24 protein-coding genes and 1 pseudogene are annotated in these 25,762 nt (G+C 73.8%); 12 read left to right on the top strand and 13 right to left on the bottom strand.

The features are described 5' to 3' along the window. Positions 1–100 precede the first annotated feature (100 nt). Both ACZ7LY_RS18965 and ACZ7LY_RS18960 read right to left on the bottom strand, forming a co-directional pair. Positions 101–1,036, bottom strand: a complete 936-nt coding sequence (locus ACZ7LY_RS18965) for a M56 family metallopeptidase (protein ID WP_471625769.1) — start codon at positions 1,034–1,036, stop codon at positions 101–103. A 175-nt stretch (positions 1,037–1,211) separates the two neighbouring features. Continuing rightward, entirely contained in the window at positions 1,212–1,769 is a 558-nt protein-coding gene (locus tag ACZ7LY_RS18960) for a DUF5134 domain-containing protein (RefSeq protein ID WP_471625768.1), read from the bottom strand. 215 nt (positions 1,770–1,984) lie between these two features. Here ACZ7LY_RS18960 and ACZ7LY_RS18955 point away from each other — a divergent pair, with 215 nt between their 5' ends. Together ACZ7LY_RS18955 and ACZ7LY_RS18950 are read left to right on the top strand one after the other, a co-directional pair. Further along, positions 1,985–3,691, top strand: coding sequence for an FUSC family protein (locus tag ACZ7LY_RS18955; protein ID WP_471625767.1), 1,707 nt, complete (start codon positions 1,985–1,987; stop codon positions 3,689–3,691). Between the two features lie 34 nt (positions 3,692–3,725). Further along, on the top strand, positions 3,726–4,259 hold the full coding sequence (locus ACZ7LY_RS18950) for a MarR family winged helix-turn-helix transcriptional regulator (protein WP_471625766.1): 534 nt from the start codon (positions 3,726–3,728) through the stop codon (positions 4,257–4,259). A gap of 89 nt (positions 4,260–4,348) precedes the next feature. Here the strand turns inward: ACZ7LY_RS18950 and ACZ7LY_RS18945 are convergent, their stop codons facing one another. The 5 genes from ACZ7LY_RS18945 to ACZ7LY_RS18925 form a co-directional block, all read right to left on the bottom strand. Next, positions 4,349–5,419, bottom strand: a complete 1,071-nt coding sequence (locus ACZ7LY_RS18945; protein WP_471625765.1) for a DUF917 domain-containing protein — start codon at positions 5,417–5,419, stop codon at positions 4,349–4,351. Further along, complete coding sequence (locus ACZ7LY_RS18940) at positions 5,412–6,989, bottom strand: hydantoinase/oxoprolinase N-terminal domain-containing protein (RefSeq protein ID WP_471625764.1); 1,578 nt, start codon at positions 6,987–6,989, stop codon at positions 5,412–5,414. Before ACZ7LY_RS18940 ends, ACZ7LY_RS18945 begins: the two co-directional genes overlap by 8 nt. A 160-nt stretch (positions 6,990–7,149) precedes the next feature. Further along, positions 7,150–8,553 carry a purine-cytosine permease family protein gene (locus ACZ7LY_RS18935; protein ID WP_471625763.1) on the bottom strand — a complete coding sequence of 468 codons (1,404 nt, stop codon included), beginning with the start codon at positions 8,551–8,553 and terminating at the stop codon, positions 7,150–7,152. Between the two features lie 212 nt (positions 8,554–8,765). Next, entirely contained in the window at positions 8,766–10,106 is a 1,341-nt protein-coding gene (locus tag ACZ7LY_RS18930; protein WP_471625762.1) for a hydantoinase/oxoprolinase N-terminal domain-containing protein, read from the bottom strand. Beyond that, positions 10,103–11,137: a DUF917 domain-containing protein gene (locus tag ACZ7LY_RS18925; protein WP_471625761.1), complete on the bottom strand. Its 1,035-nt coding sequence runs from the start codon at positions 11,135–11,137 to the stop codon at positions 10,103–10,105. Before ACZ7LY_RS18925 ends, ACZ7LY_RS18930 begins: the two co-directional genes overlap by 4 nt. Before the next feature lie 89 nt (positions 11,138–11,226). On the opposite strand from ACZ7LY_RS18925, the gene ACZ7LY_RS18920 reads away from it, so the two are divergent. Further along, a complete protein-coding gene (locus ACZ7LY_RS18920) occupies positions 11,227–12,828 on the top strand; it encodes a helix-turn-helix domain-containing protein (RefSeq protein ID WP_471625760.1) in 1,602 nt (533 codons plus the stop codon). 87 nt (positions 12,829–12,915) lie between these two features. Here ACZ7LY_RS18920 and ACZ7LY_RS18915 read toward each other — a convergent pair whose 3' ends face one another. Together ACZ7LY_RS18915 and ACZ7LY_RS18910 are read right to left on the bottom strand one after the other, a co-directional pair. Further along, positions 12,916–14,346: an NAD(P)/FAD-dependent oxidoreductase gene (locus tag ACZ7LY_RS18915; RefSeq protein WP_471625759.1), complete on the bottom strand. Its 1,431-nt coding sequence runs from the start codon at positions 14,344–14,346 to the stop codon at positions 12,916–12,918. A 160-nt stretch (positions 14,347–14,506) separates the two neighbouring features. After that, the gene (locus tag ACZ7LY_RS18910) at positions 14,507–14,899 is read right to left on the bottom strand and encodes a VOC family protein (RefSeq protein ID WP_471625758.1); all 393 of its coding nucleotides are present in this window, start codon (positions 14,897–14,899) and stop codon (positions 14,507–14,509) included. A 79-nt stretch (positions 14,900–14,978) separates the two neighbouring features. Between ACZ7LY_RS18910 and ACZ7LY_RS18905 the strand changes: the two genes are divergently transcribed. Beyond that, positions 14,979–15,509 carry a GNAT family N-acetyltransferase gene (locus ACZ7LY_RS18905; RefSeq protein ID WP_471625757.1) on the top strand — a complete coding sequence of 177 codons (531 nt, stop codon included), beginning with the start codon at positions 14,979–14,981 and terminating at the stop codon, positions 15,507–15,509. A gap of 139 nt (positions 15,510–15,648) precedes the next feature. On the opposite strand, the gene ACZ7LY_RS18900 is transcribed toward ACZ7LY_RS18905, so the two are convergent. Genes ACZ7LY_RS18900 through ACZ7LY_RS18890 form a run of 3 tightly spaced genes read right to left on the bottom strand, consistent with a single transcriptional unit; the run spans position 15,649 to position 17,570 of the window. Next, positions 15,649–16,332 carry a glycerophosphodiester phosphodiesterase gene (locus ACZ7LY_RS18900; protein WP_471625756.1) on the bottom strand — a complete coding sequence of 228 codons (684 nt, stop codon included), beginning with the start codon at positions 16,330–16,332 and terminating at the stop codon, positions 15,649–15,651. Positions 16,333–16,383: 51 nt separating this feature from the next. Further along, complete coding sequence (locus ACZ7LY_RS18895; RefSeq protein ID WP_471625755.1) at positions 16,384–16,971, bottom strand: PadR family transcriptional regulator; 588 nt, start codon at positions 16,969–16,971, stop codon at positions 16,384–16,386. 50 nt (positions 16,972–17,021) lie between these two features. Beyond that, entirely contained in the window at positions 17,022–17,570 is a 549-nt protein-coding gene (locus ACZ7LY_RS18890; RefSeq protein ID WP_471625754.1) for a heme-binding beta-barrel domain-containing protein, read from the bottom strand. A 150-nt stretch (positions 17,571–17,720) separates the two neighbouring features. Here ACZ7LY_RS18890 and ACZ7LY_RS18885 point away from each other — a divergent pair, with 150 nt between their 5' ends. The 5 genes from ACZ7LY_RS18885 to ACZ7LY_RS18865 all read left to right on the top strand — a co-directional run bounded on the left by ACZ7LY_RS18885 (position 17,721) and on the right by ACZ7LY_RS18865 (position 23,395). Next, on the top strand, positions 17,721–18,833 hold the full coding sequence (locus ACZ7LY_RS18885) for an LLM class flavin-dependent oxidoreductase (RefSeq protein WP_471625753.1): 1,113 nt from the start codon (positions 17,721–17,723) through the stop codon (positions 18,831–18,833). Positions 18,834–19,417: 584 nt separating this feature from the next. Then, positions 19,418–20,827, top strand: coding sequence for a DUF6421 family protein (locus tag ACZ7LY_RS18880; protein WP_471625752.1), 1,410 nt, complete (start codon positions 19,418–19,420; stop codon positions 20,825–20,827). A gap of 29 nt (positions 20,828–20,856) precedes the next feature. Further along, the gene (locus ACZ7LY_RS18875) at positions 20,857–21,621 is read left to right on the top strand and encodes an SDR family NAD(P)-dependent oxidoreductase (protein WP_471625751.1); all 765 of its coding nucleotides are present in this window, start codon (positions 20,857–20,859) and stop codon (positions 21,619–21,621) included. Then, the gene (locus ACZ7LY_RS18870; RefSeq protein WP_471625750.1) at positions 21,618–22,688 is read left to right on the top strand and encodes a threonine aldolase family protein; all 1,071 of its coding nucleotides are present in this window, start codon (positions 21,618–21,620) and stop codon (positions 22,686–22,688) included. Before ACZ7LY_RS18875 ends, ACZ7LY_RS18870 begins: the two co-directional genes overlap by 4 nt. Positions 22,689–22,783: 95 nt before the next feature. Beyond that, positions 22,784–23,395 (top strand): transglutaminase domain-containing protein, encoded by a 612-nt coding sequence (locus ACZ7LY_RS18865; RefSeq protein ID WP_471625749.1) that lies wholly within the window; start codon positions 22,784–22,786, stop codon positions 23,393–23,395. Positions 23,396–23,404: 9 nt separating this feature from the next. On the opposite strand, the gene ACZ7LY_RS18860 is transcribed toward ACZ7LY_RS18865, so the two are convergent. Beyond that, positions 23,405–24,139, bottom strand: a complete 735-nt coding sequence (locus ACZ7LY_RS18860) for a lysophospholipid acyltransferase family protein (protein WP_471625748.1) — start codon at positions 24,137–24,139, stop codon at positions 23,405–23,407. Between the two features lie 255 nt (positions 24,140–24,394). Here ACZ7LY_RS18860 and ACZ7LY_RS18855 point away from each other — a divergent pair, with 255 nt between their 5' ends. The 3 genes and pseudogenes from ACZ7LY_RS18855 to ACZ7LY_RS18845 all read left to right on the top strand — a co-directional run. Beyond that, positions 24,395–24,697, top strand: a complete 303-nt coding sequence (locus ACZ7LY_RS18855; RefSeq protein ID WP_471625913.1) for a TlpA family protein disulfide reductase — start codon at positions 24,395–24,397, stop codon at positions 24,695–24,697. Positions 24,698–24,948: 251 nt separating this feature from the next. Beyond that, positions 24,949–25,455, top strand: coding sequence for a flavin reductase family protein (locus ACZ7LY_RS18850; protein WP_471625747.1), 507 nt, complete (start codon positions 24,949–24,951; stop codon positions 25,453–25,455). 224 nt (positions 25,456–25,679) lie between these two features. Continuing rightward, positions 25,680–25,762, top strand: a pseudogene (locus tag ACZ7LY_RS18845) (electron transfer flavoprotein subunit beta); the annotation flags it as partial.

Here is a 25,762-nt window from a genome sequence, read left to right as displayed (position 1 = left end):
GGCCACGCCACGCCCGCCGACCGCCCTGCCCTCAGGCGCTACGACCGCCCGCCCGCAGGCGCTACGACCGCCGCGCCCTCAGGCGCTACGGACGCCCATGTCAGCCGAGGGCGCGCAGGCTCGGGACGAACGCCACCAGGACCGGCACGAGCGGTACCAGCGCGGCCGCCGCCGTCAGCCGCAGCCGGTGCCCGGGGGAGAGACGGGACGGCGGCGCGAGCAGCCGGTCCACGCGCTGCGGGACATGCGCCTCGGGCGTAGGGCAGGGGCCGAACACCCCACGGTCCTCGTTGAGTTCGACGAGCGCCAGCGCGATGGTCAGGCGCCCGAAGCGGCGGGAGGCGACGTCGTCCGCCGCCAGCTCGACCAGCCGGTGCATCTGGTCACGGAACGCGGCGAACACCGGCACCTGCGGGAAACCCGAGGCGAGCGCCCCCGAGCAGTGCAGCAGCCAGTCGTGCCGCCACTGCGCGTGCCCCATCTCGTGCGCGAGCACCGCGTCCAGCTGGCGCCCCTTCAAGCGGCGCAACGCGGCCGTCGTGATGACCAGTTGGGGTGCGGGCCCCGGCAGCCACCACGCGTCGGGCCGCTCGCCCTCCAGGACGACGAGCCGGTCGGACCCGGGCTCCTCGCCGGGCAACAGGGGCGCCCGCACCAGCAGTTCGGACCTGCGCCCCGCGCGCCGGGCACGCGCCGCGCGCACCTCGCGGACCAGCATCGCCGCCGTCCACACCCCGCCGAGCGCGAGCGCCACCGCGACCGTCGCGGCCCACGGCCCGGTCGCCCGCAGCGCGTACGCGTCGACCACGGCGTGCGGCGCGGGCGCGAACAGATGGCCGCGTACCGCCTGCCAGGCCGCCGCCGCGCTCAGCGTCATCGACAGCAGGCAGCACAGCAGCACCCCCGCGACCACGCACTGCCACGCCCAGAGCGCGACCACCGGCTCCCGCTCGGGCCAGTCGGCGCGCGCGATGAGGCGCGGGCCGGCGACAGCGAGAAGGGTGCCGAGCAGCAGCAGTGCCACGGGGACCGTCATGGCCGTCACCCTATGAGCCGCCTGGTCTCCAGGGGTATGGGCCGCACCTTCAAGTGACGCACGCCACGGATTCCGTAGGTGCGCCGCGGGGCAAAGAGGGCGCCCTGGCCGCCGTCGGAATCGGGCGCCGAAGCCGGGCGACCGTCACAGCCGGGCGCCGGAGCCCGGGTGACCGTCACATCGTCAGGAGCATGGCGACCATGCCGATGCCCATGGACAGGCGGCACGCCTGCGCCAGTTCGGGCCGGTCGCCCCAACTCCAGCCGCCCGCCACGCCGCCCGCGACCTGCCCGGGCCCGGACGGCACGAGGCGGGCGCCCGACCAGAGCACGTAGAGCATGAAGTAGCCGAGGAGCGCGCCCGTCAGGACCGGGCTGCCCGCGCCCCCGTGATGGGCGTGCGCGGCCGGCCGCGCCGCCATCGCCACCGCCATGTACGCCATGGCGAACGCGCCCAGCAGATGGTGCAGATGATGGGCGGAGCGCCGGACCGCCCACAACGCCCGCACCGCCGCCGCGCCGAACACTGCCGCGTACGCCACCCACATCCAGCGCGGCGCGGTCAGCGCGGCGGCCGGGAGCGCCATCAGCGCCATCCCGAACCCCATCAACGCCTCGCCGCCGGCGGTACGGCGCTGCTCCTCGACGTCGCTGCGCATCCGCAGCAGGCAGTACGCGCCGGTCGCCGCGCAGAGCGCGACGAGCAGCCAGGCGGCCGACACCGGTCCGTGCACGCCGGTTCCCCCTCGTGGTCATGGAGCTGGCTGTGGAGGGATGCCCGCCGGTGTGGGTGCGTAAGGCGGCGCAGGGGAGCACGCGCGGTCGCGCGGCCCGCGCCCGGCGCGCGAAGCCGCACGCGGCCCGGCGCGCGGAAGCCGGCCGCACGCCCACAATCGCGCGCCGCACGACCTCGGTGTTTTACGAGTAAAACACCTGTTAAGCTTTTTGTATGAGCAGTACTCCACCCTCCCCCCGCCTCCCGTCCGTCCCCCGGCTCCCGCTCGCCGGAGTGCTGCGCCCGAACAAGCCGTCCGACATCTGGTTCAAGCCCGCGACCAGCGTCGTCGTCTCCGCCGCGATACCGAACCTGACCCTGCTCGCCCTCGGCCGGCTCGACCTCGTCATGTACACGATGGCGGGCAGCTTCTGCGCCCTGTACACGCACAACCTGCCCTACGCCGCCCGTGCCCGAGCCCTCGCCGGAGTCGTCCTCGGCATGCTCGCCAGCATCGCCGTCGCCCTCGTCGCCGCCTCCCTGACCTCCGAGGCCGCGATCCTCGTCGCCGTGGGCGCGCTGCTCGCCGCCGCGCAGAAGACGCTGTGCGACGCCACCCGCATCGGCCCGCCCGGGCACCTCATCTTCACGTTCATCAGCTCGGCGTCCCTGTTCGCGCCGCAGCACCTCGCGCAGGTCCCCGGCCATCTCGCGCTGACCGCGGGCGCCGGAGTCATCGCCTGGCTCGTCGGCATGGCCCCCGCCCTCGTCCGCCCCCACGGCCCCGAGCGCCGCGCCACCGCCCGCGCCCTGAACGCGGCGGCGGCCTACGCCGAGCGCCCCGACCACGCCCCCGCCCGGGGCGCGGCGGCCGCCGCCGTCCACGCCGCCTGGCAGTCGCTGCTCGCCACCGGCGCCAGGACCCCCGCCCGCCGCGCACTCGAACGGCTCGTCGTCCGCGCCGAAGTCGCCCTCGCCGCCCCCGCCGACACCGACCCCGCCCAGCTCCGCGACTGGGCCGCCGGACTGCGCGGCACCGGCGCCGTACCGCGCCCGGGCCGCATCGCCGGCATGGACGACGAACTCCTCGGCATCGAGGCCGAACTCGCCGACGGCACGCCCTCCCTGTGGCGGCGCCTCGGCCCCGGCTCCCCGCTGCTCCCGATCGCCCTGCGCACCGCCGTCGGCTGCGCCCTCGCCGGGTACGTCTCGCTCGCCCTCGGCATCGGCCGCCCCTACTGGGCCCTCGTCACCGCCGCCTCCCTCTACCAGGCCAACGTGACGCTGACCTGGAACCGCGGCATCCAGCGCGTCGTCGGCAACCTCGGCGGCGTCCTCGTCTTCGCGGCCGTCGTGCCCCTGGCCCATCTCAACCAGGCCGCCCTGATCGTGTGCTGCCTCGCCTTCAGCTTCGGCGCCGAGGCCCTCATCACCCGCAACTACTGGCTCGGCAGCCTGTGCGTGACGCCGATGGCCCTGCTCGTCACGGAGTTCGCCCGCTTCCAGGAGCCCGGCGAGCTGATCACCGAGCGCGTCGTCGACACCCTCGTCGGCGCCCTCATCGGCGTCGTCGCCGCGATGGCCGTCACCAACCGGCGCGCCGCCGACCACATCGAACGCGCCCTCGACCACGTGGACGCGGCCCGTACCGCCGCCGAACAGACCCTGGCCCGCCCCGAGCCAGGACCCGCCGCACTGGAGCGGGCCCGGCGCGCCCTGGCCGCCGCCCTCGTCGAACTGCGCGCCGCCGCCGACACCGCCGCCGGCGAATGGTGGCAGCGCGCGCTGCCCGAGGACCGCGTCGTCGCCGCCGAACAAGCAGGTCACCGTACGCTCGCCCACACGGTCCGCCGACAGGCCGCCGGGGCCACCGACCACACCGGCCGGAGCGTGACCGACACTGGAGAGACGGCGGGCGCGCCCGGAGCGGCCCGCGCATGACGCACCACGGTCAGAGAGGACCGGCAAGGCAGGCATGAGCACGCAGCGAGACGCGACGGCGCCCCGGCTCGACACGGTGTCCGAGGTCGTACGGCAATGGCACGAGGTGCGGCCCGACATCGACACCGGGCCCATGGAGATCATCGGCCGGATCAACCGCTGCGCCGCGCTGCTCCAGCAGGCCGAGGACGCCCCGCTGCGGCACGCGGGCCTGACCCGCCCCGAGTTCGACCTGCTCGGCACCCTGCGCCGCACCGGCCGCGAACTGACGCCCGGCGACCTCGCCCGCGAGACGTTCTCCTCGGGCGCCGCCGTCACCAAGCGCCTCAAGCAGCTGGAGGGGCGGGGCCTCGTCGCCCGGCGCGGCGACACCCGCGACCGGCGCGTCGCCCACCTCAGCCTCACCGACGAGGGCCGCGCCCTGGTCGACGCGATCCTGCCCCGGCAGCTCGCGTACGAGACGACCGTCCTCGCCGGACTCGACGGCGGCAAGGACGCCGAACTGAGTGCGCTGCTCGGCACCCTCCTGTCCGAGCTGGAGGGACGCCTCGGCGGGCCGCGCGCCTGAGACGCGTCGGCGGGCCGCGCGCCGGACGGCGACACGACCCGCCGACGGCCGGTCAGAGGAACGGCCGGTCAGAGCCCGGCCGGGGGGGCTCAGGAGCCGAACGGCAGGTAGTCCACGTCGTAGCCGAAGTAGCGCGGACCGGCCAGCGCGAGCCCGCCCGGCGACGTCCAGCGCGGGTCGCAGGGGGCCGCGAGCACGCTCACGCGCAGCCCGTACCGCAGGCCCTCCGTGGTCACCGGGTCGCCGGTCTCGCTGTCCAGGACGCAGATCAGGTCCGGGGTCGTCGCCACCGTCCGCTCGTCCCGCGTCGCCAGCAGGTGCTCGTTCTGGAAGTCCAGCCGCAGCGTGCTGCCCGCGTCGCCGGCGACGCCCTCGATCAGCGCCAGACCGCGCGCGAAACCGCCCTCGGTGCGCCGGCTGACGTCGACGACCTTGCCGGTCAGCAGGTGCACGCCCGACAGCATCGCGCGGGCGGCGGCCACCGGGTCCTCGTGCGCGGCACGCGCCTCACGCACCGCCGCGCCCAGGTTCTCCGCCAGCGTCAGCGTCGCCGGGACCAGCCCGTCGGCGAGCTGGTCGCCGCGTAGCACCGTGTCCGCGCAGGAGATCTGGCAGCCCAGCTCCACGCAGATCGCGCGGGCGATGACCTCGGCGGCGTGGTTGTCGACGGCCTGCACGATCACCGTGTTGCCCTTGTCGTCGGCGAGCGCCATCGGCGAGTTGCTCACCCCGATCAGGCCCGGCAGCACCATCTGCGCCTCCGGGAACGCGCGGCCCATCGCGTCGCCGTCCACGATCGGCAGACCGGCCTCGGCGGCGCACGCGATGGGCAGCATCGAGTTCACCCCGCCGACCTCGATGGGCGCGATGTGCGTGGCGGGACGGCCCAGGTGCTTCTCCAGGGCGCGCAGCGCGGCCAGCTCCTCGCCGCCGTTCGGCACCCGCTCGAGGAGCACGGTCGGGGCGCCCATGCCGGACACCGGCACGACCGTCGCGTCCGCCGGGACCTCGTCGAAGTCCACGACCCGCACCGGCCCGTTGCGCCGGATCGCCTCCCGCGCGAGCAGCTTGCCGATGTACGGGTCACCGCCACCGCCGGTGCCGAGGATGCCGGCGCCGCGGGCGATGTCGTCCAGGTTGTCGAGGGTGATCTCACGCATGGGTGCCGGCTCCGGTGCTCACGGACTGCTGGATGTGGTTCAGGTCGAGGTCGCCCACGGCCTTGACGCGGATACGGGTCGCGCCGCCCGGCAGATACGCGAGCGGCACCTCCTCGATGTCCACGACGCGTACGGTGCCGCGCCGCGCGCCCGCGTCCTCGGCCCGCCCGACGGCCTCCTCGCGGGCGGCGGCCAGCACCGACTCGCGCTTGCCGTCCGGCACCTGGAAGACCCGGTCGACCTCGCCGCCGACCTGCGCGATGGCGGCGCCGACCGCGTTGGCGACGCCGAAGTTGCCGGGCCTGCGCACGTCGTCGAAGCCGGGCAGGGCCTGAGGTACGAGGACCGAGCCGCCGCCCACCGCGACGACGGGCAGCGGCGCCGCCGACGTACGCATGCGGTCCACGCTCTCCGCGAGCCGCTCCGCGATCCGGGCCAGCGCCCGGTCCACGAACGCGCGGTCCAGGTGCGCGACCCGCGCCGCGTCACCGATGTCGGCGCGGCCCGCGGCGACGGCCAGGTCGGTCGCCGTCAGCGTCGAGCCGCCGAACACGAGCGCCTCCTCGGTCAACCGGTAGCCCACCGACCGCGGGCCCGTCTCACCGTCCTCGCGGCCGACCAGCGAGCCGCCGCCGATGCCGAGCGAGAGGACGTCGGGGATACGGAAGTTGGTGCGGATGCCCGCCGCCTCGCTCTCGCCGGCCGCCTCGCGCGGGAAGCCGCCCGCGAGGATGCCGACGTCGGCCGTGGTCCCGCCGACGTCCACGACCGCGCAGTCCGCGAGCCCCGACAGGAACGCCGCGCCCCGCATCGAGTTCGTCGGCCCGGACGCGAACGTCGCCACCGGGTAGGCGCGCGCGAACTCCACGTCCATCAGCGTGCCGTCGTTCTGCGAAAGGAAGAACGGCGCCGTGATCGACACCTCCGCCAGCGACTTGGCGAACGACTCCACGATCACCGTGGCCAGGTCCCGCAGCGCCGCGTTGATGATCGTGGCGTTCTCCCGCGCGAGCAGCCCGATCCGGCCCAGCTCGTGCGAGAGCGAGATGTGCACGCCGTCGCCCAGCTCGTCGCGCAGGATCTCGGCGGCCCGCTTCTCGTCCTCCTCGGCGACCGGCGAGAACACCGAGGAGAGCGCCACCGACGTGAGCCCCTTCGCGGCGATGTCGGCGGCCGTGCGGCGCAGCTCGTCCGGGTCGAGCGGGGACAGCGGACGCCCGTCGAACTCCCGCCCGCCGTGGCACAGATAGCCGTGCCCGCCGACCGCCGCGCGCTGCCGCTCGGGCCAGTCCGTCATCGGCGGCAGCGCGGCCGTCGCCGGAAGCCCGAGGCGGACCGCCGCGACCGGGGCGAGCCGGGCGCCCTCGATGAGCGCGTTGAGGAAGTGCGTGGTGCCGATCATCACCGCGGTGATCCGGTCCACGGGCGGGTTCAGGGCCCGGACGGCCGCCGTCACGCCGGAGGTGATGTCCGGCGTCGTCGGCGACTTGGCGGCCGAGATCACCCGGTCGTCGTCCCCGAGCAGGGCGGCGTCGGTGTTGGTGCCTCCGACGTCGATGCCGATGCGCATGGTGCTGCTTTCCTTAGTCGGTACGGGACTTGCGGTACGGGCCCGCCGTCAGGCGGCGCCGTACGGGACCTGCGGCGAGGGCGGTACCCGTACGGGACGTGCCGTACGAGACGTGTCGTACGAGACCTGCCGTACGGGCACCTGGCCGCGCCGGGCCGGGTCAGACGGTCGCGGTCTCCGCCTCCGCCTGCGCGGCCGGACGCGCGGGCTGCTCGAAGGGCAGTTCACGGGCGCCGCGCACGAGCCCGAGGGAGCCGAGCGCCACATAGCCGAGCCCGGCGAGGACCAGGGAGTTGAGCGCGGGGATGCCCCACCAGGCGTAGTGGTCGCCGAGCCAGCCGACAAGGGAGGCCACCGCCCACAGCGCGATCGTCGCCGGCACCCAGGACGGCTCGGTCTCCGGCAGCCGCCCGAGCCGGCGCGACGCGTCGAGCTGCGGACGCCACTTCTTCACCACGAAGTACTCGGCGACCATGATCCCGGCGACCGGCGGGGTGAGGACGCCGAGCACGGTCAGGAAGTCGGTGAAGTGGTCGAGGATGCCCGCGGCCGCCGCCAGCGAGCCGAGCACACCGATGACGACGGTCGTGCCGACCCGCCCGAGCCGCACCTTGAACAGCGACTCGACGGCGTTGATCAGGCCCAGCGACGACGAGTACAGATTCCAGTTGTTGATCTTCACGGTGGCGGAGACCAGGACGATGACGCCGACCACGCCCGAGCTGGACGTGATGATCGCGATCAGGTCGGAGGACTTCACCGCGTACGCGAGCAGCACGCCCGCGAGCCCGAGCACGTACTCACCGAGCGAGATGCCGACCAGCGTCTGCTTGACGACGTCGCCGGTCGAGCGGTTGAAGCGGGTCATGTCCGGCGTCGTCACCGCGCCCACGATGTAGGAACCGGCGACGATCGTGGCGCCCGTGGCGATGGAGATGTGCGCGCCGAACGGCGCCGAGCCGACCAGGTCGCCGAAGCTGTGCCGCGAGATCTGCACGGTCATCGCCCACCCGGCGAGCCCGAGGAACGCGGGCACGGTCACGAACGCCGTCCAGCCCATCGCCCGGAACCCGCGCAGCACCAGCGCCGTCACCGCGAGGCCGCAGATCAGGCACCACCCCCACAGCGGGACCGCCGGCACGATCGACGCGAGGCCCGCCGCGAACACGGCCGTCTGCACGCCGAACCAGCCGAACAGCGACACGGCGATGACCAGGCCGATCAGCGTCGAGCCGTAGCGCCCGAAGCCCGTCCAGCGCACCAGCACCGACGTCGACAGGCCCTCGCGCATCCCGGCGATGCCGACGAAGATGCAGACGATCTCCAGGATCACCGAGCCGAGCGTGAACGCCCAGAACGCGCCCCAGAACGACAGACCCGCGCCGAGCGTCGCGCCCAGCAGGAACTGCGTGAGGTCGGAGAGCTGGCCGAAACGCTGCACGGCCACGTTGAACCAGGAGTAGCGGGCGGCCTGCGGCACGCGTTCGAGCGGGTAGTCCTCGTCGGTGTCCGCCGCGGGCCCGGTCTCGGGCGCGGCGGCCTGCGCGGTCGCTGAGTTCGTCATGGGGACAGTCCTGTCGGGGATGCGGAAGGGAAGGGGCAGCGGGGGGCGGGGGTGCGCCGCGGGCAGGGTGGGGCGACGCCGGACCGTCGTGCGGTGGGGCCGGTGCGGTGAGCGGGGTGCGGCGGCCCGCCGCGTGGGGTGGGCGGAAGGCCGTGCGCGTGCTGCACGGGGTGGGGCAGCGGGGATGCGGTGGTGTCAGGGCGCCGGAGCGGTCACAGCGGCGACGGCGGGCCGAACGCGCGGGCCCGCAACAGGACCGCGCCCGGCAGATACGGCACGTACTCCTCGGGTTCGAGGACCGTGTGCACCCGCCTCGGGTCCGCGCCCGCGCGCACCGCACTGGCGCGGGCCAGGGCCCGTACCTCGTCGCGTAAGACCTCCGGCGTCTGCGGGCGGCGCACGATGCGCTCGTACGAGCCGCCCACGGGCGAGGCCGCCGCGCCGAACGCGCCCGCCACATCGCCGTGTTCGGGCCGCACGACGTCGAAGCCGGGCAGCGCCGCGTCCGGTACGTGCCGCGCGCCGCCGCCCACCAGAATCACCGGCAGCCGGCCCGCGGCGGGCTGCATACGGTCCGCCGCCTCCGCGATCTCCCGGTGGGCGCCCGCGTCGACCGTGAGCAGGTCAGGAAAGCGCAGGCTGACGGGGACCCCGCCGATGCGCTCGCCGGGCGCCGCCTCACGCGGATACCCGGCGCTCAGCACGCCGACCCGGGCCCGGCGCTCGCCCACGTCCACGACGACGGCGTCCTCGACCCCGGCCAGCAGGCCCGCCCCGCGCACGGTGCACGCGGGCCCCGAACCGAGGCTCAGGCCCGGCTGGCGGCGCAGATACTCCAGGCTCATCAGCGTGCCGTCGTGCCGGGTGACCAGCACGTCCGCGTCGGCGGCGAGCCCGAGGCCAGGCAGCGCCGCCGTCAGTTCGTCGGCGACCCGCGCCACCAGCAGGCACAGGGCCGCGTCGAGCACCGTCGCGTTCTCCCGCTGGAGCAGGCCGAGCGCGCCGATCTCCCCGGACAGCAGCACCGGCACGTCCGGCCCGGCGTGCGCCCGCAGGATCTCCGCCGCCGCCCGCTCCTGCGCGCCGTCGGCCGGCGCGAACACCGAGGTCACGGCGAACGCCTCGGCGCGGCCCGCCAGTTCGGCGGCGAACCGGGCGAGCGCCGCGCGGTCCAGCGGGGCGCCGTCCAGCGGGGCGAGTCCGCCGCCGCCCCGGACGTTCGCCACGCCCGCGCACACCGCGTCCCGCAGCTCCTCGGGCCAGCCGAACAGGGGCCGCACCGCGTCGGCGGCCTCGCCCCCGAGCCGTACCACGCCCACCTGCGCGAGCCCCGCGCGCTCGGTCACCGCGCGGGCCGCGACCCGCAGCCCGACCGCGAGCTGACCGGCGCGGGCCCGCCCGGACGCGGGCAGCCGCTCCACGGCCGCGACCAGCGAACCGACCGCGTCGCCCGGCAGCGACGGCACCTTCACGGCGGCCACCGGACGGCCCGCGTCCAGCAGCACGGCATCGGTATTGGTGGGGCCCACGTCGACCCCGACGACCACGGTCATGACGCCACCTCCGACGCGCCCCGGGGCGCGCCCCACCCGGCGGGCTCGCCCAGCGTGCCCAGGCCGAACGCCGCCGGTCCCGCGAGCCGCAGCCCGGCGGGCGTGTACCAGGCGGGCGCCGCCGGGAACGTCACGAGCCGCACCCGCAGCCCGTAGCGGACCTCCTCCACCGGCACCGCCCAGCCGGTGCGCGCGTCGACCAGGGCGATGACATCGGGCACGAGCGCGAGGGGCCGCCCGTCCTCCATCGCCGCGACGAACTCGCTGCGCGCCTGCAACAGCACCAGCCGGCCCGCGTCCGCGCCGGTGCCCTCAAGGAGCACCGTCGCCGCGCCGTCGCCGGGGCGGCGCACCGAGGCGACCTTGCCGGTGAGGGCGGGGGAGGGCTCGGCGCGGCCGAGCGCGAGAGCCCGGGTGACGGAACCGGCGACGGCGTGCTCGGCGGCCTGCGCGGCCGTCAGCGGATAGTCCGAGGACGCGGCCCGCCCGCCGAACGCGGCCACCACGGGCCGCGCCAGCTCCTCCAGATAGGCCCCGTCGACATGGTCGAGGACGACCGTACGGCCGTGCTCGTCGGCCAGCACCGCGGGCGAGGGCGCGAGCCCGGCCAGCTCCAGCACGTTCTGGTCCATGCGCGGGAACGCCCGCCCCATCGAGTCCGCGTCCAGCAGCGGCACACCGAGCCGCGCCGCCCACGACACGGTGAAGCAGCCGTTCTGACCGCCGATCTCCCCGCACATCACCGCCGCGACCGGCCGCCCGTGCAACGCCTCCACGCGCGCCGCGAGCCGCCCGGCCTCCGCCCGCCCGCCGATCCGCTCCGCCGCGACAGCGGGCGACCCGACCAGGCTCACCGGCATCACCAGCGCGTCCCCGGGCAGCTCACCGGGCGCCACGACCGGCACAGGACCGCACTCCTCGATCGCCTGCGCGGCGACGGGCAGCGTGTCGGCGACGGGACCGCCACCCCCCGAACCGAGGACGGCACAGCCCCGCGCGAAGTCGATGAGCGCTTCGGCGTCCAGATGCATGGCATCAGCGTACGGAGTCGACGCCCCGCACCTATGGGCCACGAGCCCACGCTTGAGCCCGGGGCTGTGCCAGGAGCACACTACGAGGCATGCCGACCCTCGCCGATCTGCTCACCGCCCCCGGCCTCACCGGCCTGCGCCATCTCGCGGGCCCCCTCGACGCCGTCCCGGTGACCGGGGTCCGTCTGGAGACCCGCGCCGACCGCCTGCCCGCGGCGCCGCCCGGCACGGTCCTCGTCCTGCTCACCCCGCTCCCCGGCCACCTCCTCGACGTGGCCGTGCGCGACGCGGCGGCGGCCGGCGCGGCGGGCCTCGTCCTCACCGGACCCGCCGGGAGCGACAGCGCGGGCGGCGACCTCCGCGCGTACGACACCGCCCCCGCCGCCCTGCCGGGCCTCGCGCACGTCCCCGGCGCCCTCGGCACCGCCCACCGCCCCGCCCCGCAGGCGCCGGAGCCATCGGAGGGCGCGGAGGGCGCGGACGGCGGTGCCGGGCCCGTCTCCGCGACCGTCCGTGCCCTCGCCGCCCGGGGACGCGTCGCCCTGCTGCACGCCGAGGGCGACCTCGCCGCGCTCGCCGTCGCCGTCGACCGGGCTGTCGCCGGGGACGCCGCCGACGCCCTCGCCCGCGTCGCCGACGCCGCCGACCGCATCGCCCGGGCCGCCGGAGACCCCGACTGGGCCGCCGACCTCGCCGCCCGCGTCCTCGGCGTCCCCGTCGAACGCCGCGCCCCCGGCCCCGGCGAGACCGGCGCGAGCGCCCCGGGCCCCGACGGCGAGATCGCCTTCGCCGCGCCCGACCGCCCCGGCCACGCCGGGACCGCCGCCCGCTGCGTCCTCACCCTCGCCGCGCTCGCCGCAGCGGGCGGCGGCCACGGCGACGTCCCCGTACGCTCACGCGGCCACCTCCTCGCCGAACTCCTCGCCGCGCCCCAGGACCGCGCACCGGGACTCGCCGCGCGCGGCCGCGCCCTCGGCCTGCCCGTCGACGGGCACCACAGCGCCCTGCGCGTCGAGGCCCCCGGACTGCCCGCCACCGACCGCTACCGCCTCCTCGACGGACTCGCCGCGCGCGCCCTGACCCGGCTGCGCACCCCCGCCGACGGCACGCAGTGGCACGCCGCGCTCGTCGACGACGCCCTCCTGCTGCTCGGCACCCGCGCCGCCCCCTGGGCCCCCGCCACCCGCCGCACCGCCCTCGCGCTCGCCCGCCGCACCCTCGACGCCCTGCGCGCCCGCCACCCCGAAGCGGCCCTGCGCGGCGGACTCGGCGCCCCGCACCGCGGCCCCCTCGGCATCCGCACCACCGCCCGCGAGGCCCGCGCCGCCCTCCAGGCCCCCGGCGACGGCACTTCCGTCACCGCGCACGACGCGGCCGGACTCGACCGGATGCTCCTGGAGTGGTACGCCTCCGACACCGCGCACGCCGCGACCGCCGAACTCCTCGCGCCGCTCCTCGACCTCGGCCCCGACAAGGCCGAACCCCTGCTGCGCACCCTCCAGGCGTACCTCGACCACAACAACTCACCGGCCCGCGCCGCCGAAGCCCTCCACCTGCACCGCAACGCCGTCGGCGCCCGCATCCGCCGCGTCACCGACCTCACCGGCGCCGACCTCACCGACCCCGAGACCCGCCTCGCCCTCCAACTCGCCTGCCGCGCCCGCCTCTCCGGCATGCGCCCACCCGCCTGACACGCCCGTTCTGAGTGCGCCCGCCCGCCTGACATGCCTCGGGGGCGCCCTCGTACGGGAGCGCCCCCGAGATCCGCGGCCGACGGGTCAGCCGAGCGGCAGGTCCGGCTTGCCCGGCACAAGGGCACCGCCCGCCGCCTGCGCCGAGACCGCCGCGTGGATCTCCTCCGGCGACAGATACGCGTCCGTCATCTCGAAGTCCTTCAGCGTCGCCGGCCGGTTGCGCTGGAAGCCCGTACGGACGAAGTCGTCGCCCGCCAGCGCGTTCAGCCCCCAGTTCGCCGCCGTGCGGAAACGGGCCGTGACCGTGCGCAGCGCCCCCAGGTGGTAGCCGCGCGCCACGATCTGCGCCGGAAGCCCGGTGAGCTGCACGCCCATCGGCTTCGACACCGCCTGGATGCCGCCCAGGTCCACGACGAGCCCCAGGTCCTTGTGCCGGTAGGGCGTGAGCGGGGTGCGCCGGACCGCCGCGAGGACGTTGCGGGCCGCCGCCCAGCCCTGGCGCATGGCGTGCTGCGCGGTCGGCGGGCAGATCGCGTCGCCGCCCTTGGCGAGGTCCGGCACGGCCGCCGCGTCCCCTAGTGCGTACACGCCGTCGAGGCCCGGCACGGTCAGCTCCGGGGTGACGACCAGACGGCCCCGGTTGGTCTCCGCCTCCAGCGTCGCCATGAGCGGGCTGGGCGCGACACCGGCCGTCCAGATCAGGGTGTGGCAGGGCAGTTCACGCCCGTCGGTCAGCGTCACCGTGTCCTCGGTCACCTTCGCCACCGACACCCCGAGCGACACGTGCAGCCCGCGCCGCTCCAGGATCGCCATCGCCTTGTCGCCGAGCCGCTCGCCCAGTTCGGGCATCAGCTTCGGGGCGACGTCCACCAGATGCCACTTGATGTCCCGCGGGTCGAGGCCCGGGTAGCGCTTGACGGCCGACGCGGTCAGCCGCTGGAGGTAGGCGGCCGTCTCCGTACCGGCGTAGCCGCCGCCGACGACCACGAACTGCAGGCGGGCCTCACGCTCGGCCGGGTTCGTGCTGGCCGCCGCGAGGTCCAGCTGCGAGATGACGTGGTCGCGGATCCAGGCCGCCTCCGCCAGCGTCTTCACGCCGACCGCGTGCTGGTCCACGCCCGGGATGTCGAACTGGCGGGTGACACTGCCGGGCGTCAGCACCAGATGGTCGTACCGCTCGACGGTCGTCTCCCCGTTGATCTTGCGGACGACGACGGCCTTGGCCTTCGGGTCCACGCCGATCGCGCCGCCCGGCACGATCGAGGTGCGGCGCAGCATCCGGCGCAGCGGCACCGCCACCGACTGCGGGGTCAGCACCCCGGACGCCACATGCGGCAGCAGCGGCAGATAGAGCTGATGGTCCATCGGGGAGATCAGCTTCAGGACCGCCTCACCGGGCCTCAGCTCCTTCTCCAGCTTGTGGGCGCATTCCATCCCCGCGAAGCCGCCGCCGACGATCAGGATCCGGGGCACGGGTGAGGTACGGGTGGCTGTCGCGTTCCGGGAAGCGGTCATCTCGGATCTCTCCTGAGCTGAGCTGGGCTGTGTTCGGATGTGCGAGGAGTGTTGACGGTGACGTATATCCGGATCGGCGCCGACGAATCCCCGGGCTCAGCGCCATCCTGCGACCTGAGGCATGTCGCCGCACGTCAGCGTGGTCCGCATGACGTGCGTCTCAGATGCCGGGCCGGGAGCGCATCGGGTGGTCCTCGGGCACCTCCACGACACAGATCGGCGTGCCGTCGGGGTCCTCGAGCCACATCTCGACGAGCCCCCACGGCTCCCGCACCGGCTCCCGCACGGCCCGTACGCCCTGGGCGGCCAGCTCCGCGTGGGCGGCGCGCACGTCGGCCACCTGCAACCACAGCCGCAGCCCCGGCACGGGCGGCTCGCCGGCGCGCCCCGACAGCTCAAGGAAGCCGCCGCCGAGGAAGTACACGGTGCCGCGCTCGGGCCCGGTGCCGAACTCGCGGTACACGGCGAGGCCGAGCGCCTCCCCGTAGAACCAGCGCGAGCGCTCCGGGTCGCCGGGGCGGATCAGGACCCTGCTGCTCAGTACGTGAACCATGCCGACGCAGGGTAGTGCGGCCGGGTTAACCTCGACGGCGCCGCCACGCCCGCGACACGCAGCAGATCGGAGCCCCCGCATGACCGCCGCCCTCACCTTCCGTGACGCCGTGCCCGAGGACGCGGACGTCCTCGTCGCGCTTGTCGAGTCGGCCTACCGGGGCGACAGCAGCCGCGCGGGCTGGACCACGGAGGCGGACATCCTGGAAGGGCAGCGCACCGACGCGCAGGGCGTCCTCGACGTCATCAAGGCTCCCGACAGCCGCCTGCTCACCGTCGAGCGCGCCGGCACGATCGTGGCCTGCTGCCAGCTGGAGCACCGGGGCGACCACGCCTACTTCGGCATGTTCGCCGTCAGCCCCGCCCTCCAGGGCGCCGGGCTCGGCAAGGAGATCATCGCGGAGGCGGAGCGCCGGGTCGTGGCGGAGTGGGGCGTACGGGAGATGCACATGACGGTGATATCCGTCCGCGAGGAACTCATCGCCTGGTACGAGCGCCGCGGGTACCGCCGCACGGGCCGCACGAGCCCCTTCCCGTACGGCGACGAACGCTTCGGCATCCCCCAAAGGGAAGACCTCACGTTCGAACTCCTCACCAAGCCCCTCACCTAAAGCCGGCGGGGCACCCAGCCCCCTCAGGGGCGCGAGGAACCGCGCACGCCACGGAAAACGCCGCCCACCGGGGAAAGGGGGCCCACCCCGACTCCCTCAGGGGGCGCGAGGAACCGCGCACGCCCACCCAGAACCCCGTTCAAGCGGTAAACCGCCCCGTCCGCTTGATCGCCGGATAATCCGTGGTCGCCCCATCAAGCCCAAGCGCCCGCACAAGCCGCAAATCATCCTGCGTATTGACCACCCACCCGAACACCCGCAACCCCGCCCCCCGCGCCCGCTCCACAACCTCCTGCGTGAGCCGCCGAATATTCAGCACAAGCGCCCCCGCCCCCACGGCGACCGCCCGCTCCACCACATCCGTCCCGTACCGACTGGCGACAAGCCCCGTCCGCACCCCCGGCACCAGCCGCGCGATCTCCGCGAGCGCCTCGTCGTGGAACGAGATGACCTCCACCCGGTCCACGAGATCCCGCCGCACCATCACCTCCGCGAGCGCCCGCGCCGCCCCCGTGTCCTTGATCTCCGCCTGGAGCGGAGCGGCCACCGCGTCCAGGACCTCCTCGAACACCGGCACACGCTCACCCCGCCCGGCGTCCAGCTCGCGCAGCTCGTCGAGGGTGTGCGCCGCGATGGGCCCGGAACCGTCCGTCGTACGGTCCACGTCCGCGTCGTGCATGACGACGAGCGCGCCGTCCTTGCTCAGATGCAGGTCGAGTTCGATGAGGTCGAGGCCCGCGCGCTCGGCGGCGACGAAGGACCGCAGCGTGTTCTCGGGCTCGACGCCCATGACTCCGCGATGCCCGATGGTGAGGAAGTGCACGGTGGTCTCGCTTCCGTCGACGACAGCTCCCGCAGCCTAACGGCCCGCTCCTCACTCCGCGCCGGGCCAGGGCAGCGCCGCGAGGTCGCCGAGGAGGGCGCGGGCGAGTTCGAGTTCGGCCAGCAGATGACGCTCGCTCCAGCGCAGCGCGAGCTGCGGATGGGCCCACGCCTCGACCCCGTCCGTACGCGCCAGCGCCGACCGCACATCCGCCAACTCGCCCTCGGTACGCGCCACATGCGCCCGCACCAGCGCCGCCAGCCGCTCCGGCGCCGCGAGATGGCCGAGCCACACCCGCAACAGCACCGGATGCCGCAGCGTCACCGCCTCGCACCCGTCCCCGCCCCCGCCCGCGTCGTCGCCCGCCGCCCACGCCGCGAGCGCCTCCCGCCCCCGCTGCGTGATCGCGTACGAGCGCTTCGCGCGCGGCTCGTCGGGGCCGGAACGCCGGGAGGTGACATGACCGAGCGCTTCGAGCCTGCGCAGCTCGGCGTAGATCTGGCTGAAGGCGGGGGAGCCGTAGAAGAAGCGCAGCGAGGCGTCCGCCCACTTCTTCAGCTCATACCCGGTCCGCTCGCCCGGGAAGGACAGCAGGCCGAGGACGGCCCACGCGGTCGGCGGCAGCGGCGAGGTCGGCATGGGCGCATTGAAGTGAGCGGGCGGCGCGCGGCGCAAGGGGCGGGCGCGGCTCAGTCCTCGGCGCGCCGCACCAGCCAGGCCGACAGGTGGTGCTGCGAAGGCTGCCCGACGGCGGCCATGTCATGGGTGAAGGCGAGCCTGCCGGCGTCTTCCAGGACGTAGCGGCGGCGCGTGGAGCGGACCTCCTTCGCGGTCGCCGTCACCGCCACGCCGTCCGTCACCAGTTCCACGCCCCGCTCGTCGGCGTGCCCGGCGGCGATCTCCGCGATCCCGGTCGGCTGCGTGATCAGCGCCTCCACCCGGCCGTCCGGCTGGAGCCGCCACCAGCCGCTCTCGCGCGCGGCGGGCCGCACCGGCGCGTCGTCGGGGCCCAGCAGCCAGGCCCGCGCCTCGTACTGGAGGAACGGCCGCCCGTCGTGCCGGAACGTGACTTCCTGCGCGTAGCGGAAGTCGCCGTCGAGCGTCGGGTAGCAGCCTTCGCCGCGCCCGTGCCAGGTGCCGAGCAGGCCGAGGACCGGCGCGAGGAGCGGGTGCGGCGCGGGCTCCCCGTCGGGGCGCGTGCTGTCGCGGTACGGGTAGGGCGGCGCGGGCTCGAACACGGGGGCTCCTGAGGTCGGCGGTACGGGCGGGCCCCAGCGTAGGCGCCGCGGCCCGCCCGTACCCCTTCCCCCTTATGACGATCCGTCATATAGCTGTTCGTCATAGCGGCGCGGACCACCGCCGCGGGGCGTCAACTCCCGGGAGGCACCGTGAAGTTCTCCGTCATCTTCGAGGCCCAGCTCGCCGACCCGACCGTCGAGCGCGAGCACCAGTTGTTCCGCGACTGCGTCGAGCAGGCCGTCCTCGCCGAGGAGATGGGCTTCGACCGCGTCTGGGCCGTCGAGCACCACTCCCTGAAGTGGTACGCGCACATGTCGGCGCCGGAGATCTTTCTGACCTGGGTCGCGGCCCGCACCTCCCGCATCCGTATCGGGCACGGGGTGGTCTGCATGCCGTTCCTGTTCAACCATCCGGCCCGGGTCGCCGAACGTGCCGCCACGCTCGACCTGCTCAGCGGCGGCCGGCTCGACCTCGGCGCGGGGCGCGGCGGAACCCTCCAGGAGACGTCCCTGTGCGGGGTCGACCGGGACCGTACGACGGCCGAGGTCGAGGAGGCGCTGCGGATCATCGGCAAGGCGTGGCAGCACGAGGAGCTGGAGCACCACGGCCCGCTCCTCGATATCGACCCGCACCCGATCCTGCCCCGCCCGGCGCAGACCCCGCACCCGCCGCTGTTCCTCGCGTGCAGCCGTACGGAGACGCTGACGCAGGCCGCGGAACTCGGGGTCGGGGCGCTGGTCATGGGGTTCGCGGGGCCCGAGTCCATCGCGGAGATGCGCGGTGCCTACGACGCGGCGATCGCGGCCCGCACCGGGGAACGCCTCGTCTCCTCCGTCGTCAACGACCACTTCGCCGTGCTCTGCCCCACCATCGTCGGCGACGACCGCGAACGGGCCCGGGCGATCGGCATCCGGGGCCAGCGGTTCTTCGCGCAGTCCATCGGGCACTGGTACGGCGGGGCCGGGGTGCCGGACGAGGCGGTGGTCGCCGGGGCGGACGAGGGGGCGGCGATGCGGGAGGCGGCGGAGCAGGTCGCTGCGCGGCTGCATGAGCAGGACATCCCGGTGCGGCCGAGTGCGACGGCGACCTTTCAGGCGGATCATGCGTACGGGACGTCGGCGGACGCGGTCGCTTATGTCGAGCGGTTGCGGGATGCGGGGGCGGATGAGGTGATGTGCCTGATCCAAATGGGCACGGTCCCGCAGGAAGCCTGCCTGGAAACACTCCGTCAGTGGGGCAAAAAGGTAATCTCCCACTTCTGACCCCCGGCCGCCCACACAGTCCCCCGCGTCCCTGAGGGCCCTGCCCCTGGTCGTGATAGCTCACCTGCGGGTGGGTGGGGGCTGGTCGCGCAGTTCCCCGCGCCCCTTCGGGGCACGACCGTGCGTGGTCATCCTCTGGCCGGTGGGGCTTCTCGCGCAGTTCCCCGCGCCCCTGAAGCATGCACTCCGTGCAGCTTCCCAGGGGGAGGGTGCGACGCAGTCGCCCCTCCAGGGGCGCGGGGAACTGCGCGAGCAACCACGACGCGAGTCGAGGACGAAGAATCTACGGGCAGGCCCACTCACCTGAGGGGCGCGGGGAACTGCGCGACCAGCCACGACGAAAGTCGAGGAAACCCACCGGCCGGAGCCAACCCGACCCGCCCCCACACACACAGGCACCGTCAGCCGAAGAACCCGCCCCCCGCCCCGGTGTGGCACAAGTCACCGTTTCCCCCAGCCCCGACAGGAAAAACGACGGCCACACGCCAGCCCCGCAGGATAATTTCCGGGCCCCTCCCCTTGTGGCAAGGAACCGCACACGCTTACGGTGTCCATACGCGAGGTTCTCCCGTGGAGGATGGGACATGACGGAAATTCTTGTGCAGGCGGCGACGGAGGACACCGTTCCTCCGGCCGATCAGGCTGACCCCAGGGTGGTGGACCACCCGGAGTGGGCCGTGCTCAAGGACGCCGTGGAGGAGATCAGGACCTGGCAGGACAAGGACGGGTCGATCGACTTCGAGGCCGAGGGCGCCCCCACGAAGACCACCGCCACCGAGGCGGTGAACCGCGTCATATCCGGCGTGGAGCGGCTCGCCCCGCTGCTCCCGCACGACGCCCCGTACCACAAGGCACTCGCCGCCGACCTGCGCCGCTGGGCGGACGAGGGCTTCGGCGTGCCGGACTTCCTGGACTCGCTGCTCGCGTTCCAGCCGGCGGCGCGCCGCGAGGACGGCCTCCAGCACCTCGTCGTCTTCCCGATGTACACGCAGAACGGCAACCCGGACCGCAACCTCGAAGCGGTCGTGCTGCGTATGGTCTGGCCGGACTGGCTCGCCGAGCTGGAGGCCACCCGCTACGACAACCCGCTGTTCTGCGGCATCACCTTCGAGGACTTCACCTCGGGCTACGACACGAACTCGGCGGTGCTCTTCCCCGAGACGATCGCCGTGCGCGAGGCACCGGAGCGCTTCTCGTGGGGCGGCATCTTCTGTGACCGCGAGGCCGCCCGCTTCCGTCGCGTCACCGAGGCCGCCGTCGGCATCCTCGGCCTCGAACTGCCCGACGACATCCGCGAGATGGTCGCCGACCAGGACCGCTGCCAGCAGGCGTTCGTGCTGTGGGACATGGTCCACGACCGCACGCACAGCCACGGCGACCTGCCGTTCGACCCGTTCATGATCAAGCAGCGCCAGCCGTTCTGGATGTACGGCCTGGAGGAGCTGCGCTGTGACCTCACCGCCTTCAAGGAGGCCGTGAAGCTGGAGGCCGACGGCGTCCCGCAGGGCCGTGACGTGCAGTACGCGGTGCTGTTCGACCGCATGTTCCGCTTCCCGGTGACCGGCGAGCGCGTCCGCAACTACGACGGTCTCGGCGGCCAGCTCCTCTTCGCGTACCTGCACAAGCACGACGTGGTCCGCTGGACGGACAACAAGCTGCACATCGACTGGCAGCGCGCCCCCGAGGTGACGAACCAGCTGTGCGCCGAGATCGAGAAGCTGTACCGGGACGGCATCGACCGCCCGAAGCTCGTGCACTGGTTCGCCGCGTACGACCTCGTCTCCACGTACCTCGCCCCGCACCCGGGATCCCGCTGGGCCAAGGGCCCCGACGCCCTGGACCTGTCGCTGCCGCCGCGCAAGCTGGTCGACGACGTGCTGCCGGACGAGTTTCCGCTCAGCATGTTCTATGAGGCCCTTTCCAAGAAGCTCAAGAAGGTGATCGCTTCCACGAAGGGCATCACCGCGGCGGACGCCGGGCAGGTGGCCGCGTGAGCGACAGCGGACAGCAGGAGGCGACTGCCATGACCGACACCACCGACGCCGTGAAGAACTCGCTGGACGGTGCCGTGATCGCGGTCGCCGGCGCGGCGGGCCCCGCCGGACGTGCCACGCTCAAGCGGCTCGCCGAGGCCGGCGCCACCGTGATCGGCGCCGACGCGGACGCCGAGCGGCTCGCGCAGGCCGTCGACGAGGCGCGCTACGCGCACGGCGGCGCCACCGTCATCGGCGACACCGTCGACCTGCTCGACCTGCACGCGACCCGCGACTGGGCCGACCGCGTAGAGAAGGACTTCGGCCGGGTCGACGGCGTCGTCCACCTCGTCGGCGGCTGGCGCGGCGGCGCCACCTTCGCCGGCACCGACCTCGCGGACTGGGACCTGCTGGAGAAGCTGCTGATCCGTACGCTCCAGCACACCTCGCTCGCCTTCCACGACGCCCTCAGCCGCAGCGACCGCGGCCGGTTCGTGCTCATCAGCGCCGCAGGCGCCTCGAAGCCGACCGCGGGCAACGCGGCGTACGCCGCCGCGAAGGCCGCCGCCGAGGCGTGGACGCTGGCGCTCGGCGACGCCTTCCGCAAGGCCGGGGGTGACGCCGGCCCGGAGCAGGCGGCTACGATCCTGGTGGTCAAGGCGCTGGTGCACGACGCGATGCGCGCGGAGCGCCCCAACGCGAAGTTCGCGGGCTTCACCGACGTGAAGGATCTGGCCGAGGCCATCACCGGCGTCTGGAACAGGCCCGCCGCCGAAGTGAACGGGACCCGTCTGTGGCTGACCGACAAGCCGTGAACCCTCCGAAGACCGACGCCCGCCGCCACCACGACCCCGCAGTCCGGGGCTTCGCCAGCGACAACTACGCGGGAGCCCACCCCGAGGTGATGGCGGCGCTCGCCCTCGCCAACGGCGGCCACGAGGTCGCGTACGGGGAGGACTCCTACACGGAGAACCTCCAGGGGATCATCCGCGCCCACTTCGGCCCCACCGCCGAGGCGTTCCCCGTGTTCAACGGGACCGGTGCCAACGTCGTCGCGCTCCAGGCGGTCACCGACCGCTGGGGCGCGGTGATCTGCGCCGAGTCCGCCCACATCAACGTGGACGAGGGCGGTGCCCCCGAGCGGATGGGCGGCCTCAAGCTGCTCACCGTACCGACGCCGGACGGCAAGCTGACGCCCGAGCTGATCGACCGGCAGGCGTTCGGCTGGGACGACGAGCACCGGGCGATGCCGCAGGTCGTCTCCGTCACGCAGTCCACCGAACTGGGCACCCTGTACACGCCCGACGAGATCCGCGCGATCTGCGAGCACGCCCACGCCCACGGCATGCGCGTCCACCTCGACGGCTCCCGCATAGCCAACGCGGCGGCGTCCCTGGACGTGCCCATGCGCACCTTCACCAGCGCCGTCGGCGTCGACATCCTCTCGCTCGGCGGCACGAAGAACGGCGCGGTGTTCGGCGAGGCCGTCGTCGTCATCAACCAGGACGCCGTGCGCCACATGAAGCACCTGCGCAAGCTGTCCATGCAGCTCGCGTCGAAGATGCGGTTCGTGTCGGTGCAGTTGGAGGCGCTGCTCGCCAAGGACCTGTGGCTGCGCAACGCCCGGCACGCCAACGAGATGGCCCAGCGCCTCGCCGAGGGCGCCCGCCAGGTCGACGGCGTGGAGATCCTCTACCCCGTACAGGCCAACGGCGTCTTCGCCAAGCTGCCCCGCGAGGTCTCCGAGCGGCTGATGAAGAAGTACCGCTTCTACTTCTGGGACGAGGCGGCCGGGCACGTGCGCTGGATGTGCGCCTTCGACACCCGCGAGGACGACATCGACGCCTTCGTCGCGTCCCTCAAGGAGGAGATGGCCCGCTAGGGACCACCGTCCCCGGTCACTGAAATTGTGCATAGGTATGCGGTCGACCGTAAAGTCATTGACTGGGGGTCGGCCGCGTTCCTATGCTCCCGGCCATGCGGCTGTTCCAGCACGACCCCGACCTCTCCGCCTATCTCGCGGCGGACGACGTGATCGACCATCACCACCCGGTGGTACGCGAGACCGCGGCCCGCCTCGCGCGGGACGCGACCGACACGTACGCCTACGCGCACGCGGCCTTCGAGTACGTCCGCGACAGCGTTCCGCACTCCGCCGACACCGGGGATCCCCGCGTCACCTGGCGCGCATCCGACGTGCTCGCCCAGCGCACCGGCATCTGCCACGCCAAGGCCCACGCCCTCGCCGCGCTGCTGCGCGCCGAGGACATCCCCACCGCCCTGTGCTACCAGCGGCTCACCCACGACGCCGGCACCGGCTGGTGCCTGCACGGGCTCGTCGCCGTACGGCTGAAGGGCGCCTGGCACCGCCAGGACTGCCGGGGCAACAAACCCGGCGTGGACGCCCGCTTCTCCCTGGACGGCGAACGCCTCGCCTGGGTCCCCGACGAGGACGCGGGCGAGGCGGACCATCCCGTGCTCTACGCGGCCCCGCACCCGGCGGTCGTCGACGTCATGCGCGGCGCCCCGGACCGCGCCCACCTCTGGGAGCACCTGCCCGACACGCTGCCCGACGCCCCGCGCGCGTAGGGCGCAGCGTCACTCCGACCGGGACTCGGCGGCCTTGACCTCTTCGGGAGTCGGGGCCGACCCGCCCAGATGCGCCGGCATCCACCACGTGTCGTCCGCGCCCTTGGGCCGCACCGGATACGCCCGCTGCGCCGCCTCCAGCAGCTCCTGCACGCGGTCGCGCAGCCGGCGCGTGATGGCACCCGCGTACTGCTCGCGCGGCGCCTCCAGGGCCTCGCCGACCCGGATCGTGATCGGGATGTGCTGGCGCTTGAAGTTACGCGGGCGGCCCTTGGTCCACAGGCGCTGCGTGCCCCACAGCGCCATCGGGATCAGCGGCACGCCGGCCTCCTGCGCGAGCCGCACCGCACCCGTCTTGAAGCTCTTGAGTGTGAACGACTGGGAGATCGTCGCCTCGGGGAACACCCCGACGATCTCGCCCGAGCGCAGCGAACGCAGCGCGTGCTGATAGGCCAGGTCGCCCTGCGCGCGGTCCACCGGGATGTGCTTCATGCCCCGCATCAGCGGGCCCGAGACCTTGTGCCGGAACACCGAGTCCTTCGCCATGAAGCGCACGAGGCGCTTCTGGGGCAGCGCCGCGAGCCCGTCGAAGACGAAGTCCAGGTAACTGATGTGGTTGCTGACCAGGACGGCGCCGCCGGAGCGCGGAATGTTCTCCGAGCCCTTGCAGTCGATCTTCAGGTCGAGCGCCTTGAACCACGTGCGGGCGACGCCGATGACCGGCCGGTAGACGAGCTCTGCCATGGAGGGGGTGGACCCTTCTTCGTGCCCGGGGATTCCCTCCTGGTGGAAGGAGTCCCCGGCGGTAAGTTACGCAGCCGTAGGTTTTGCGGCTTGCGCAGATCGTGCCCCAAGAACGGCCGAGTGACCAGTCCTGGTTCCGGCGACGTGCGAGATCCTTGTCACGTCACCGGGAATCAACGCGCCCGCGTAAGCGCTGCACCTGGGGGAACGTGCCGACCGAGCAGGAGGAGCGCCGCAGTGGCCGTGGGTGAAGTGATGCTGGACGCCGGGCAGTTGGGTGAGGGCCTGGGGGAGCGGGCCACGCTCGTCCAGTTCTCCAGCGCCTTCTGCGCCCCCTGCCGGGCCACCCGGCGCGTCCTGGCCGACGTCGCCGCGGTGGTCCCCGGCGTCTCGCACATCGAGATCGACGCCGAGGCCCGCCTCGACCTCGTCCGAGCCGTCGGTGTCGCCAAGACCCCCACTGTGCTCGTCCTCGACGCCCACGGCCGCGAGGTGCGCCGGGCGGCGGGGCAGCCGCGCAAGGCCGATGTCATCGCGGCACTCGGCACGGCGGTCTGAGCGGCCGTCATGGCGACAGGGGCACCGGCGCGGGCGCCGGCCGTGCTGTGGCCGGTGACGCATCTCCCAGATGACGGTACGCACTTGACTGCACGCAGCACGTATCGTCAGGCTGACCTTATGCCCCCGGAACTCCTTCTCCACGAGCGGGTCCACGTCGACCTCGCGCGCTGTTCGAGCGCCCGCTGTCCCGGCCGTCACTGACCCGGCCCCGGACCCCGCTCGACACCTCCCAGCAGAAGGACAACTCCATGACGGCCACCCCCGACCTGCGCACCGCCCGGCCCGCCACGCCCGACCTGCTCCGCTCCGTCTTCCGCAGGCACGCCGCCGGCGTCGCGGTCATCACGGCGGCGGGCAGTGCTCCCGTCGGTTTCACCGCCACCTCCCTGACCTCCGTATCCGCCGAGCCGCCGGTGATCTCCTTCGGCGTCTCGCTCGGCAGCTCCAGCTGGCCCACGCTGGCCGAGGCCGCGCACGTCGGCGTGCACATACTCGGGGAGCATCAGGCCGATCTCGCGGCCACCTTCGCCCGCAGCGGGGCGGACCGCTTCGGGGCGCCCACCGCCTGGTTCGAGGGGCCCGAGGGCGTCCCCGTGCTCGACGGCGTCCTCGCCTGGATGGTCTGCAAGATCATCGCCCGCGTGCCCGCAGGGGACCACCGGATCGTGCTCGCGGAAGCGGTCTGCGGCGACCCCGCCGGAGGCGGCCGTCCGCTCCTCTATCACCAGGGGCGATTCAACGCTCTGCGGGACTGAGAGTTCCCGCTTCACCCCCGTGCGCCGGGTTGGCAAGGTCACAGTGCAAAGCGCTTGCTCAGTGGGCACCATCTCTGTGTACTGACGAGTAATATTTCGTTCGGTGCGCGGGCCGCCCCGACCGGAAGAGTCCGCTTCAGGCGCCTATGCTGCCAGCAGGAAGACGTGGTCAGTCGAGGCAGCAGGGCCGCCCCGTAAAAGACGATTGCAGTAGGAGAGCCGGCGTGAGCTTGAGGATCGTTGTCACCGTGAAGTACGTGCCGGACGCGACGGGTGACCGGCGTTTCGCTGATGACCTGACCGTGGA

The sequence above is a fragment of the Streptomyces sp. NPDC107550 genome, from assembly GCF_055639095.1.
The sequence above is the reverse complement of the archived record's forward strand: the minus strand, read 5'-3'. Positions and strand labels throughout refer to the sequence as shown.